The 12,226-nt window shown below is 71.7% G+C and carries 14 protein-coding genes; 7 read left to right on the top strand and 7 right to left on the bottom strand.

Translation table 11 applies throughout. The features are described from left to right. Positions 1 to 378: 2'-5' RNA ligase family protein (locus tag DY218_RS27615; RefSeq protein WP_199566872.1), on the top strand; the 378-nt coding region annotated here is incomplete at its 5' end. A 169-nt stretch (positions 379 to 547) separates the two neighbouring features. On the opposite strand, the gene DY218_RS27610 is transcribed toward DY218_RS27615, so the two are convergent. The 3 genes from DY218_RS27610 to DY218_RS27600 form a co-directional block, all read right to left on the bottom strand. Next, positions 548 to 1,537, bottom strand: coding sequence for an aldo/keto reductase (locus DY218_RS27610; RefSeq protein ID WP_128558869.1), 990 nt, complete (start codon positions 1,535 to 1,537; stop codon positions 548 to 550). 41 nt (positions 1,538 to 1,578) lie between these two features. Next, the gene (locus DY218_RS27605) at positions 1,579 to 2,175 is read right to left on the bottom strand and encodes a Uma2 family endonuclease (RefSeq protein WP_128558868.1); all 597 of its coding nucleotides are present in this window, start codon (positions 2,173 to 2,175) and stop codon (positions 1,579 to 1,581) included. 91 nt (positions 2,176 to 2,266) lie between these two features. Beyond that, positions 2,267 to 2,950 (bottom strand): GDSL-type esterase/lipase family protein, encoded by a 684-nt coding sequence (locus DY218_RS27600; protein ID WP_128558867.1) that lies wholly within the window; start codon positions 2,948 to 2,950, stop codon positions 2,267 to 2,269. A 135-nt stretch (positions 2,951 to 3,085) separates the two neighbouring features. On the opposite strand from DY218_RS27600, the gene DY218_RS27595 reads away from it, so the two are divergent. Further along, positions 3,086 to 4,090: a TolB-like translocation protein gene (locus DY218_RS27595; RefSeq protein ID WP_128558866.1), complete on the top strand. Its 1,005-nt coding sequence runs from the start codon at positions 3,086 to 3,088 to the stop codon at positions 4,088 to 4,090. On the opposite strand, the gene DY218_RS27590 is transcribed toward DY218_RS27595, so the two are convergent. After that, positions 4,053 to 4,748, bottom strand: a complete 696-nt coding sequence (locus DY218_RS27590) for a TetR/AcrR family transcriptional regulator (protein ID WP_128558865.1) — start codon at positions 4,746 to 4,748, stop codon at positions 4,053 to 4,055. The genes DY218_RS27595 and DY218_RS27590 overlap by 38 nt on opposite strands. Before the next feature lie 141 nt (positions 4,749 to 4,889). Between DY218_RS27590 and DY218_RS27585 the strand changes: the two genes are divergently transcribed. Further along, positions 4,890 to 5,852 carry an NAD(P)-dependent alcohol dehydrogenase gene (locus tag DY218_RS27585; RefSeq protein ID WP_128558871.1) on the top strand — a complete coding sequence of 321 codons (963 nt, stop codon included), beginning with the start codon at positions 4,890 to 4,892 and terminating at the stop codon, positions 5,850 to 5,852. A gap of 125 nt (positions 5,853 to 5,977) precedes the next feature. On the opposite strand, the gene DY218_RS34640 is transcribed toward DY218_RS27585, so the two are convergent. Together DY218_RS34640 and DY218_RS27575 are read right to left on the bottom strand one after the other, a co-directional pair. Continuing rightward, a complete protein-coding gene (locus tag DY218_RS34640) occupies positions 5,978 to 6,319 on the bottom strand; it encodes a hypothetical protein (protein ID WP_199566871.1) in 342 nt (113 codons plus the stop codon). A gap of 14 nt (positions 6,320 to 6,333) precedes the next feature. Next, on the bottom strand, positions 6,334 to 7,107 hold the full coding sequence (locus DY218_RS27575; protein WP_128558864.1) for a TetR/AcrR family transcriptional regulator: 774 nt from the start codon (positions 7,105 to 7,107) through the stop codon (positions 6,334 to 6,336). 105 nt (positions 7,108 to 7,212) lie between these two features. On the opposite strand from DY218_RS27575, the gene DY218_RS27570 reads away from it, so the two are divergent. Together DY218_RS27570 and DY218_RS27565 are read left to right on the top strand one after the other, a co-directional pair. Beyond that, a complete protein-coding gene (locus DY218_RS27570; protein ID WP_128558870.1) occupies positions 7,213 to 8,241 on the top strand; it encodes an ATP-binding cassette domain-containing protein in 1,029 nt (342 codons plus the stop codon). Beyond that, a complete protein-coding gene (locus tag DY218_RS27565; RefSeq protein WP_128558863.1) occupies positions 8,238 to 9,155 on the top strand; it encodes an ABC transporter permease in 918 nt (305 codons plus the stop codon). Before DY218_RS27570 ends, DY218_RS27565 begins: the two co-directional genes overlap by 4 nt. A 70-nt stretch (positions 9,156 to 9,225) precedes the next feature. Here DY218_RS27565 and serC read toward each other — a convergent pair whose 3' ends face one another. Next, positions 9,226 to 10,344 carry a phosphoserine transaminase gene (gene serC, locus DY218_RS27560; RefSeq protein WP_128558862.1) on the bottom strand — a complete coding sequence of 373 codons (1,119 nt, stop codon included), beginning with the start codon at positions 10,342 to 10,344 and terminating at the stop codon, positions 9,226 to 9,228. A 209-nt stretch (positions 10,345 to 10,553) separates the two neighbouring features. Here serC and DY218_RS27555 point away from each other — a divergent pair, with 209 nt between their 5' ends. Then, complete coding sequence (locus DY218_RS27555; RefSeq protein WP_128558861.1) at positions 10,554 to 11,288, top strand: TetR/AcrR family transcriptional regulator; 735 nt, start codon at positions 10,554 to 10,556, stop codon at positions 11,286 to 11,288. Next, on the top strand, positions 11,288 to 12,226 hold a 939-nt coding region (locus DY218_RS27550; protein WP_158574143.1), incomplete at its 3' end, for a siderophore-interacting protein. The genes DY218_RS27555 and DY218_RS27550, both read left to right, overlap by 1 nt.

Below are 12,226 nucleotides of genomic sequence, written 5' to 3'. Positions count from 1 at the left end.
CTCGCGCTGCGCGGCGGCGGGCGCTTCGGCGACCGGGCCCTGTGGGCCGGGGTGTCCGGCGACCGCGCGACGCTGCGGCGGCTCGCGGAGCGGGCGCGGGCGGCGGGGCGCAAGGCCGGGATCGACCGGGAGGATCCGCACGGCTTCACGCCGCATCTGACACTGGCGCGGGCCGGGCGCCGGCCCGGTGGTGAACCCGCTGCCGGACCGGCGCCGGCGCTCGCGCCGTTCGTCGAGGCGTTGCGCGCCTTCGAGGGCTCCGAGTGGACGGTCTCGCAGCTCTCCCTGGTGCTGAGCCGGCTGCCGCGCAGCGGAGTGCCCGGGGAGCGGCCGCGCTACGAGGAGGTCGGGCGCTGGGCGCTCGGCGCGGACGGTTAACCTCGAAGGGTGGATCCCAAGACCAGGAACCGGATCATGGCCGGTGTGCTTGTGCTGATGTTCGTCGTCGTCGCGGTTGCGGCGGCCGCCGGGTCGGCCTGACCGGACGGGCTCGAAAAGCCCGTCCGGCGATCGAGGACATCGGTGCCGGGCGGCCGCGGCACCCGTGTCACCAGGCGAAGGCCTCCGGGGACGGGCCCGGGCCCGGGAAGATCTCGTCCAGGGACGTGAGCAGCTCCTCGGAGAGCTCGAGCTCGACCGCGCGCAGCGCAGACTCCAGCTGCTCCGCCGTGCGCGGGCCGACGATCGGGCCCGTCACACCGGGCCGCGTGAGCAGCCACGCGAGTGCCGCCTCGCCGGGCGCGAGACCGTGCTTGTCGAGCAGGTCCTCGTAGGCCTGCACCTGCTCGCGGACCTGGCTGTTGGCCAGTGCGTCCGCGCTGCGGCCGCTCGACCTGCGGCCCTCGGTGGCCTGCTTCTTCAGGACACCGCCGAGCAGTCCGCCGTGCAGCGGCGACCAGGGGATGACCCCGAGGCCGTACTCCTGTGCGGCGGGGATGACCTCCATCTCGGCGCGGCGCTCGGCCAGGTTGTACAGGCACTGCTCGCTGACCAGGCCGTACGAACCGAGCCTGTGCGCCGTCTCGTTGGTCTGGGCGATCTTCCAGCCGGGGAAGTTGGACGAGCCCGCGTAGAGGATCTTGCCCTGGGCGATCAGTACGTCGATCGCCTGCCAGATCTCCTCGACCGGGGTGCGGCGGTCGATGTGGTGGAACTGGTAGATGTCGATGTAGTCCGTCTGCAGGCGCTTGAGTGAAGCGTCCACCGCGCGGCGGATGTTGAGCGCGGAGAGGCGGTCGTGGTTGGGCCACGGCTCGCCGTCGCCGGCCATGTTGCCGTAGACCTTGGTGGCCAGGACCGTCTTGTCGCGGCGGCCGCCGCCCTGGGCGAACCAGGTGCCGACGATTTCCTCGGTGCGGCCCTTGTTCTCGCCCCAGCCGTAGACGTTGGCCGTGTCGAAGTAGTTGACGCCGGCGCCGAGGGCGGCGTCCATGATCGCGTGGCTGGTGGCCTCGTCCGTCTGCGGGCCGAAGTTCATCGTGCCGAGGACGAGCCGGCTGACCTTGAGTCCTGTGCGTCCGAGCTGCGTGTACTTCATGACTACACAGCGAACTGGGTGGAGTGGGCTCTAGGCAAGGGTCACTTGCGGTCGCGGGGGAACTTGTCGGTGTCGATGACGAGATCGAGAGGGGTGTGGGTCAGGTCGACCTTCTGACCGAAGACGACCTTGGTCTCGACGTGGTATTCGGTGTCGTCGGGCCGGGTGTAGACGTGGACCAGTCCTTCGTACGGGTCGGCGATCAGATAGACGGGAACTCCCGCAGTCGCGTACGCGGCCAACTTTGGGCCGTAGTCGTTCGCCGCCGTACCTCGGGAGATCACTTCGCCGATGAAGTCGATGTCCTGGTACCGCCAGCGGCCCTCGGCGTCCTGCTCGGCATGGTCGCGAAGCTTGGCGACATCGGGGCAGAGGCCGTTCCGGTAGCCGGGGAAGTCGATGCGTACGTCGGACTTGACCTTGACGTCTCTGCCGAACCTGTCCTCGAGGGAATGAATGAGCTTGCGGGTGATCTCCCAGTGGACATCCCGCTGCGGCGTCATGTGCACGGCCCCCTCGACGATCTCGATCTTGTATCCCTCGAGGAAGGGCTCGTGCTCCAGGGCCTCGAACATGGCGTCCAAGGCCTGCCGGTCGGCGATCTCGGCCATGTCGATCCTGTCTTCGAGAACAGTCATCGTGGCGCTCCTCCCCGGCTGCCGCTCGATTGCGTACAGCCGCGCGGTTCAACGATACGCACAGTCACCGCGTCACGGGGATTTCGAATCTTTATGCGGAATAGGGCGCTCCAAGATCCCAGGCCTGGTGCATCGCGTCCGCGAAGGCCCCGGCCAGCTTGTGCTCGCCGTTCGCGTTCGGGTGGGTGCCGTCGTATGTGTCGTGGTTGATGTCGTACGCGGGCGGGGCGGAGGCGAGGAGCAGCGGGGAGCGGTCCGTGTCGAGGTCGGCGACCGTCTTGGCGAGGAGTTCGTTGAAGCGGGCGACCTCGGTGGCGAACGAAGGGTCCATGTCGGCGCGGACGTTGGGGATGACCGGCAGGACCGCCAGTGCGATCCTCGGGTTGCCGGTGCGGGCGTCGGCGATGAAGTCCCGTACGTTCGCGGCGGTCTGCTCGGCGTCCGTGTAGAAGCCGAGGTCGATCAGGCCGAGCGAGACGAGGAGCACGTCGGCCCGGTGGGTGCGCACCGTCTCGCCGATCTGCGGCGCGAGGTGCAGCCAGCCCTCGCCCCAGCCGGCGAGGTGCCCGCGCGGAAAGGCGGGGTCGACGTCCGGGGCGTGCTCGTACGAGACGGGGGCGTCGGCGCCCTTGTCGTACAGCGTCTCGCGGGGGCCGACGATGCGGAACGGGCCGTCGTGGGAGGCGCGCAGATGCTGCCACATGCGGTAGCGCCAGGTGTGCTCGCCTGCGCTGCCGATGGTCATGGAGTCACCGACGAACATGAACCTGAGCATCCGCTCATCATCCTTGATCGGGGTGGGGCGGGACGGGCCGCCGGGTGTGAGGCTGACCACGCGCGCGTGGAAGGCGATTTCGGGACGGTGACGGGGGCCACGCGCGCGTGTGCGGGACGGTGGCAGTCTTGGGGCATGCGTGCACTGACGGCCCGGGGCCGATGGCGATCACTGCTTGCCGCGACGGGCGCGGCCGGCCTGGTCCTGGTCGCGGCCGCCGGGCCCGCGGCCGCCGGCAACGACGGCTTCACCATCGAGGACCCGCGGATCACCGAGTCCAGCGGCCTGGCCGCGAGCCGGACACACCCGGGCGTCTACTGGACGCACAACGACAGCGACGACGGCGCCTACCTCTACGCGGTCGATTCGCGGACCGGGAAGACCGCGGCCACGGTGACCATGACCGGCGTCGGCAGCCCGCGGGACGTGGAGGCGGTGTCCGTGGGACCCGACGGCGATCTGTACGTCGGCGACATCGGCGACAACCTCGGCGGCAGTTGGCCGCATGTGTGGATCTACCGGCTCCCCGAGCCGAAGCAGCTGCGCGACCAGACCGTCCGGGCCACCCAGTACACCGTCCAGTACGAGGGCGGCGCGCGCGACGCCGAGGCGCTGATGGTCCACCCGAAGACGGGGCGGGTGTACATCGCGGACAAGAAGGAGGAGGGCGGCGGCCTCTACGAGGGCCCGAAGGAGCTGTCGGCCTCCGGCACGAACGTCTTCCGCCGGGTCGCCGACGTCGATCTGTGGACGACCGACGGTGCGTTCTCGCCGGACGGCACGAAGCTGGTCCTGCGCAGCTACTTCACCGCCCGCTGGTACCCGTGGCAGGACGGCCGGCCGGGCAAGGGCGGCCGTACGAGTGTGCCGATGCAGCGGCAGGGGGAGTCCGTGACGTATGCGCCGGACGGCCGGGACCTGATGTTCGGTACGGAGGGCGAGCGCAGCGCGGTGAAGTCGCTGCCGGCGCCCGGGGTCGACCGGGATCCCGGCGGGGCCAGCAAGCCGCCCTCGGGGGAGGGGAGTTCGCGTGGCGGCGGGGACGGTGCCGACGGCGGCGGCTACAAGGTCGGCGCGATGGCCCTGGTGGTGGCGGTCGGGCTCACCTTCGGCCTGAAACGGTTGTTCCGGCGGCGGTGAGTTCCGGCATGGATCCAAGGCCGGGCAGATCGTGCAGAGCCACGGAGGCCGGCGGCGGCAGCGGAGCGTCCGCAGCCTCGGGCGTCGCGGCGAACGAGCGGAGCAGCAGCGCGACCAGGCGCCGTGAGGCGATCTCCTTGGCCTCCTGCGAGGGCGCCGCGAGCCCGCTGTTCGCCATCAGGACCAGGACCAGGTCGCTCGGGTGGAAGTCGGCGCGCAGGGCGCCCGCCCGCTGGGCGCGATCGGCAAGGGCGGTCAACCCCCGTTCCGCACGCTCCTGTTCGCGGGTGAAGTCGTACGCGTCCGGGAACTCGCTGAGGAAGGCCATCGTGAACCCGCGGTCCTGGGTGTGCATGGCGCAGACGTTCTCGACGACCGTCCGGAAGCCGCGCCAGGCGTCGGGGTCGGCGAGCGCCTCGTCCACGACCGAGGCGCAGTCGGTGAGCTGGTCGGTGAAGACCTCCGTGACGAGCGCGGCGCGGGTCGGGAAGCGGCGGTAGAGCGTGGCCATGCCGACGCCGGCCCGGCGGGCGACCGCGGCCATCGGCACGTCGAGGCCCCGTTCGGCGAACAGCTCTCGGGCGGCGTCGAGGAGGCGCTCGCGGTTGTGCCGGGCGTCGGCGCGCAGGTCGGTCAACTGAGAGGAAGCATCGGCCATGCGTCTCACATTACCTCAAGTGGAGTGGTCTCTCCGTTTATCGCGGTACGGTGACATTCAGTGACGGGGGCGGGCGGCGCCGGAAAGGCATTTTCCGGACAGACCGATATGAAGCGATACGAAGGAATCACGATGAGTGAGATGCGAGCTGCCGTCTACGACCGGTACGGCCCTCCGCAGGTGCTGCGCGCGGGCACGGTGCACAGGCCCGAGCCCGGCCCCCGCGAGGTGCTGGTCAAGGTCCACGCGGCGAGCGTGAACGGCGGCGAGCTGCTCGCGCGCGCCGGCAAGGTGAAGTTCGTGACCAGCGTGCGCGCCCGCGGCTGGCCCAAGCGGCTCGGACTCGACTTCGCCGGAGAGGTCGAGGCGGTCGGACGGGAGGTCCGCGACACCGCGGTCGGCGACCGGGTGTGGGGCATGATGCCGCGCTCGAAAGGCTTCGGCAGCATGGCCGAGTACGTGGTCACGGCGGCCGACATGCTCTCCCCCGGCCCCGCCGGGGTCGACCTGGTGGAAGCCGCCGCGCTCCCGGTCGTCGGCACCACGGTGCTCACCGCGCTGCGCGACAAGGCCCGCCTCGCCAAGGGTGAGCGGCTGCTCGTACGGGGTGCGAGCGGCGGCATCGGCAGCATCGCGGTCCAGCTGGGGCATGCGTACGGCGCTCATGTCACGGCGCTCGCGGGCGCCAGGAACCTGGACTTTGTACGGGAGTTGGGCGCCGACGAGGTCTTTGATCACCGGGTGACCGCTCCGGGCGACCTCGGGTCCTTCGACGTCGTCCTGGATTCGGTGGGTACCGATCATGCGGCGTGGCGCCGGTTGCTGTCCCCGCGTGGCCGCATGGTCGCGGTCTCCTTCGACTCCGGGCGTCCGGTCCGCTCGATCCTGACCATCGCGGGCTCGACGGTGCACGGATCCCGCCGCATTCGCTTCTTCAGCGGCAACCCCGGGCGCGAGGACTTCGTGGAACTGGCCCGGTTGACCGAGACCGGCGCGATCCGTCCCGTCGTCGACACGGTGCATCCGCTCGACGATGTGGCCCGCTCCCACGAAGCCCTCGAGGCGGGCGGCGTCCGCGGCAAGCACGTGATCCGGATGCTGTGACGGGCGGCGGGTGACCGGCCCGCGGGTGACAGGCGGCGGGTGACGGATGACCGGCCGACGGGTGGCGGATGGCCTCCGGTCCGGGTCAGTCCAGGCCAGTCCGGGTCAGTCCGGGTCCGCCGGTGTCAGGTCGTCGCGTGCCTGCGGGCGCCGTCCAGGGCCGCCAGATACGAGTCGGCGGCGATCTGCCGGAACTGCGCAAGCCGCGGCACATGCGCGGACTTGGTCATCTCGGTGTGCAGGAAGGTGAGGTCGGCGGCCAGGCCGACCATGCCGAGCGCCGCCTTCCGATACGGCTCCTGGAAGTCGGAGTCGTGGCGCTCCTCCCGGCAGTGCAGAAGGCCGCGGACGAGCTGCTGCCGCAGTAGACCGGACCGACTTCGCGCCGCGCCCCGGACCGGCTTCGCGCCCCGGCCGGACTCGCGGAGGCGGCTGGACGGACGCCGGGTGAACAGTCGGGTGAACACCTGCCGCCGGTCCGTCACTTACCGGCGCGGCGCTCGGTGACCAGGCTTTCGAAGCCTGCGATGAGACGCGCGAGTCCGAACTCGAAGTGGTCGAACTCGGCGTCGAAAGTGTCCGGCGAGAGCGCGGCAAGGAGGGGGAACTCGCCGCTCTCCATGGCCCGCACCAGATACGGTTCCTGGCTGCCCCAGAAGGACTCGTCACTCAGCCCCGTCTCCCGTACCGCCTCCGCGGCCTCGAACTCCCGCCGGGCCGTGCCCGTCACGAAGCTCTCGACCGTCAGGATCACCGAGATCATCTCCGGGTCGCTCAGCCCCATCGCGGACAGCGGGCCGACGGCCGCTTCCAGGCCGCGCAGGGCGCTCGGGCCGAGCACCGTGCGGGCGCGGTTGATGCCGAGCAGCCACGGGTGGCGGCGGATCAGGGCGAGTTGCTCGCGGGCCATCGAGTCGACGGCCGCGCGCCAGTCCTGGCCGGCCGCCTCGCGCTCCGCGGCGGCGGCGGTCTCCAGGGGTTCGCCCTGCACCCGGTCGAGCATCAGGTCGAGCAGTTCGGCCTTGCCGGGGACGTAGCGGTAGAGGGACATCGTGCCGGTGCCGAGCTCGGTGGAGAGCCGGCGCATCGAGACGGCCGCGATGCCTTCGGCGTCGGCGAGCGCGACCGCGGCCGTGACGATCCGGTCGAGGGTGAGCGCCGGTTTGGGCCCGCGACTGGGGCGGGAGCCCGTGCCCCACAGGAGTTCGAGACTGCGGGCGATGTCACCGCTTCCGGATGCTTCGGTGCTGCTCATGGGGGTCAGCCTACTGCTCCGCGATAAAAATGGGTACGGTGTACTCGTAATCGGGTACGGTGTACTCATCAGGCTTGGATCGAGGATGGGGGATACGTGGAGAAGGTGGCAGACGGGTCCCCGGGGCGGGCGTACGCCGTGCGCGCCGAGGGGCTGATCAAGCGGTACGGCGAGAAGCGCGCGCTCGACGGCTTCGACCTCGCAGTGCGCCGCGGCACCGTGCACGGCCTGCTCGGCCCCAACGGCGCGGGCAAGACCACGGCCGTACGCATCCTGTCGACGCTGAGCCGGCTCGACGGCGGGCGGGCCGTCGTGGCGGGCGTGGACGTGGCCGCCGACCCGCGCGGCGCCCGGCGGCGCATCGGCCTGGCCGGCCAGTACGCGGCCGTCGACGAGCAGTTGACGGGCCGGCAGAACCTGGAGATGTTCGGCCGGCTCTTCCACCTCGGCGGCCGCCGGGCGCGGCTCAGGGCGGGCGAACTCCTGGAGCGCTTCGAGCTCACCGCGGCGGCGGACCAGGGCGCCGACGGCTACAGCGGCGGGATGCGGCGCCGCCTCGACCTCGCCGCCTCCATGATCCTCGCCCCCGAGGTGCTCTTCCTCGACGAGCCGACGACCGGCCTCGATCCGCGCGGCCGCGGCGAAGTCTGGGACGCCGTACGGGACATGGTGGCGGGCGGCACCTCGGTGCTGCTCACCACGCAGTACCTGGACGAGGCGGACCGGCTCGCGTCCCGCATCACGGTCATCGACCGCGGGCGGGCCATCGCGGACGACACTCCGGCGGCCCTCAAGGACACCGTCGGCGGCGACCGGATCGAGGTGGTCGTCACACACGCCGCCGAACTGCCGCGCGCCCGCGAGGCGGTGGACCGGGTCTGCCGCGGGGCGCCGGCCACGGACACGGCCGAGCGGCGGGTGCACGCGCCGGTCGCCGATCGGGTGGCGGCACTGACCGAGGTGGCACGGGTCCTGCAGGACGAGGGCGTACAGGCCGAGGACATCTCGCTGCGCAGGCCGAGCCTGGACGACGTGTTCCTGCGCCTGACCGGGCACGGGGCCGACGGCGACGGTACGGACGGCGGCGGCGGCGGCGCGCAAGCGGTGCACACAGGGAAGGAGATCGCGAAATGAGCACCGGATCCCGTACGACCACGGCGCTCGACGGAGGCCACGCGCGCGTGGACGGCGATCACGCGCCCTCGGGCGGGCCCCACGCGCGCGTGGACCTCACCGTCGACGCCGCCGACGAGAACAGGGCCCGCTGGGCGGTCGTCGACACCTGGACCCTGGTGCGGCGCGAACTCACCCACTACCGGCGCCAACCGGTCATGATCCTCTGGCAGCTCGGCTTCCCGATCATCTCGGTGCTGCTGTACGGCTATGTGTTCAGCGGAGCGATGAAGCCGCCGGGCGGCGAGAGCGGCGGATACCGCGACTTCCTGATGGCCGGCATGTTCGTGATGACCATGTCGTTCGGCTTCATGAACACGGCGGCCGCGGTCGTCGCCGGCGCCAGCAAGGGCGTCATCGACCGCTTCCGTTCCATGCCGATGGAGCCCGCCGCGGTGGTGGCCGGCCGCGGTGTCGCCGATCTCCTGGTGGCCTGCGCCGAGCTGGCCATCCTCGCGGCGACCGCGCTCGCCATGGGCTGGCGCTCGGGCGGCGGACTCACCGCCACCGTCGGCGCGTTCGGACTGCTCCTGCTGCTCCGGTTCAGCCTCATCTGGGTCGGTGTCTGGCTGGGTCTGCTGGTCCCCAGCCCCGAGGCGGCCGGCGGCCTCTACGCGGTGGCGTTCCCGCTGACGATGATCTCCAGCATCTTCGTGCCCACCGGATCCATGCCGGGCTGGCTCGGCACGGTGGCGTCCTGGAACCCGATCTCCTCGACCGGTACGGCGGCCCGCGAACTGTTCGGCAACCCCGTGGCGCGGGACGGCAGTTGGATCCAGGACCACGCCCTGCTGATGGCCGTGGTGTGGCCGCTGGCGATCACGGCGGTGTTCCTGCCGCTCGCCGCGCGCCGCTTCCGGCAGCTCGGGCGTTGAGCGGTGCAGGAGACGCGAGAGGGGGCGCCTCGCCGGGCGCCCCCTCTCGCGTACTGCTGCCGTCGTGCGGTCAGAGCTTCTCGATCACGTAGTCGATGCAGGCCGTCAGTGCCTCGACGTCCGCCGGGTCGATCGCCGGGAACATCGCGATCCGCAGCTGGTTGCGGCCCAGCTTGCGGTACGGCTCGGTGTCCACGATGCCGTTGGCCCGCAGCACCTTCGCGACCTGCGCGGCATCCACGTCGTCGAGGAAGTCGACGGTGCCGATGACCGCGGAGCGCTGCGCCGGGTCCGCCACGAACGGGGTGGCGTACTTGGAGTCCTCGGCCCAGCCGTAGAGCGTGCGCGCCGAGGTGGCGGTGCGCCGCACCGACCAGTCGAGGCCGCCCTGGCCGTTCAGCCAGTCCAGCTGCTCGGCGAGCAGGAACAGCGTGGAGAGCGCCGGGGTGTTGTACGTCTGGTTCTTGCGGGAGTTGTCGATCGCGGTCGGCAGGCTGAAGAACTCCGGGACGTGCCGGCCCGAGCCGTGGATCCGCTCCGCGCGCTCGATCGCGGCCGGCGAGAACAGGCCGAGCCACAGGCCGCCGTCCGAGGCGAAGGACTTCTGCGGCGCGAAGTAGTACACGTCCGTCTCGTTGACGTCGACGGGCAGGCCGCCGGCGCCCGAGGTGGCGTCCACCAGGACCAGGGAGCCCTCGTCGGCGCCCGCGACCCGCTTGATGGGGGCGGCGACGCCGGTCGAGGTCTCGTTGTGCGTCAGGGCGTACACATCGGTGCCGGCCTCGGCCTCCGGCACCGGGTGGGTGCCCGGGGCGCTCTGCACGATCGTCGGCTCGGCCAGCCACGGCGCGAGCTTCGCGGCCTTGGCGAACTTGGAGGAGAACTCGCCGAACGACAGGTGCTGCGACTTGTTCTCGATCAGGCCGTGCGTCGCGATGTCCCAGAACGCGGTCGAGCCGCCGTTCCCCAGGATCACCTCGTAGCCGTCGGGCAGGTCGAAGAGTGCGCGTACGCCGTCCCGCACCCGGCCGACCAGGTTCTTCACCGGGGCCTGGCGGTGCGAGGTGCCGAGCAGGGAGGAACCGGTGGCGGACAGTGCCGCCAACGCCTCCGTACGCACCTTGGAGGGACCCGCGCCGAACCGGCCGTCCGCGGGCTTGATGTCAGCAGGAATCTGGATCTCAACCACGTCTCGGAGCGTATCGGCTTTTCCCGCGGCGCTCCGCCGGGGTCCACCTCCCGAGATGCCCCGGTGCCGCCCGCCGATCGCCGGCCGGTCCACCTGCACGGTTGTCCCGGCCGCCCTTCCGGGCTACGTTAATGCCTTAACTAAGCCCACCCTAAGTTGGCGGTCGGGCCGAGGCTTCATGGATTTCATGCACGGCGTGGATGTCATGGATGTCATGGACGGGTGAGGACGTGGTGGGCAGACCGGGCAGGAGAGGCGACGAGGGGCGTCCGCCGCGCATCTCGGCCGCCGACATCGAGCGGGTGGGTCGCGAGATCGGCCTCGCCGATCTGACGCTCCAGGGCGTCGCCTCGCGCCTCGGCGTCGCCTCCGCCGCCCTGTACCGGTACGTGGACGGCAAGGCCGGCCTCGACCGGCTCGTCGGCGAGAGCATGCTCGCCGAGCTGACCATCCCGGACCCGCCCGAGGACACCGGCGCCCATCTGCTGCGATTCGCCGCCGTACTGCGGGAGTTCGTGCTCGAGCGGCCCGGGATGGCCCGCTATCTGCAGGAGTTGTTCCCGCGCGGCCCGGCCGGCGCCGGGCTGCTCGCCGGGGAGATCACGGCGCTCGTCGGGCGCGGCTACACCCCGGACGTCGCAGCCGTCGTCTGCTCGTCCGTGGCCGGTTTCGCGATCGCGCAGGCCGCGGCGCAGGAGCGGCACGCGGTCTACGGGGCGGGACCGGCGGGCGGCGATCGGCGCATGGAGCGCCAACTCGCCGACTCCCAGGCCCTGCTGGCCGCCGAGGGAGTCCTGGGCGAGGCGCACGCGAAGCTGCCGGAGGTGTCGCCCGCCGACTACTTCCGGCTGGTGGTCACGGCGTTCATCAACGGTCTGGTGGCCGCGGCGCCGCCGGGGCGGCCGCTCACGGACGTGATGGCCGCGCTCGATGGGAGGAACTAGTGGCTCGAGGTTTCCAGGGCGCGGTGCTGCGCGGATTCGGCGCACGCGACCATGAGGCGCGGGTGGTGGAGAAGCTGCGGCTCGCCCCGCACTTCGTCCGCGTCAGGTTCGTCTCGGCGACGCTCTTCGACGAGGTGGTGGCCGAGCCGACCGCCTGGCTGCGCTTCTGGTTCCCCGATCCGGACGGCGGTGACACCGAGCACCAGCGGGCGTACACGATCACCGAGGCGGATCCGGAGACGGGCGCCTTCGCGGTGGACTTCGTGCTGCACGAGCCCGCCGGTCCCGCGTCCCGCTGGGCGGCGCTCGCCACGCCCGGCACCCGGGTGCCGGTGATGTCGCTCGGCTCGTCGAAGTTCGAGGTCGGCAGCGAACTGCCCGCCGGATACCTGCTGTTCGGCGACTCCGCGTCGATCCCCGCGGTCAACTCGATCCTGGGAGTGGTCCCGGACGAGGTGCCCGTGGAGCTGTATCTGGAGGAACACGGCCCCGACGACCGCCTGATACCCCTCGCCGACCATCCGCGGCTGCGGCTGCACCGGGTGCCCAGGGGCGACGGTACGCGGCTCGCGGCGGCGGTCGAGGCTCGGGACTGGTCGGACTGGTACGCGTGGATCGCCGCCGAGCAGACCTCGTTCAAGCTGGTCCGCAAGCGGCTGCGCGAGGAGTTCGGCTTCCCGAAGACGGACCTGACCGGGCGGGCGTACTGGATCCACGGGCGCGCGATGGGCAAGTACCGCGACACCGGGGAGTCGGAGGCCCGGGCCGCCGCGGCCCTGCCGGAGATCGTCGCGGCGCGGACGCCGGCGGCGGGGGAGCTGGGCGTGCCGGGGGCCGGTCCGGTGGAGGGGGACGGATCGGCGCCCGGTGCGGAGGAGGCGCGCGGATCGGCGCGCGGTGCGGAAGAGGGACACGGGCCGGCGCCCGGCGCCGAGGAG

The sequence above is a fragment of the Streptomyces triticagri genome, assembly GCF_003429565.1.
Lineage (GTDB): Bacteria > Actinomycetota > Actinomycetes > Streptomycetales > Streptomycetaceae > Streptomyces > Streptomyces triticagri.
The sequence above is the reverse complement of the archived record's forward strand: the minus strand, read 5'-3'. Positions and strand labels throughout refer to the sequence as shown.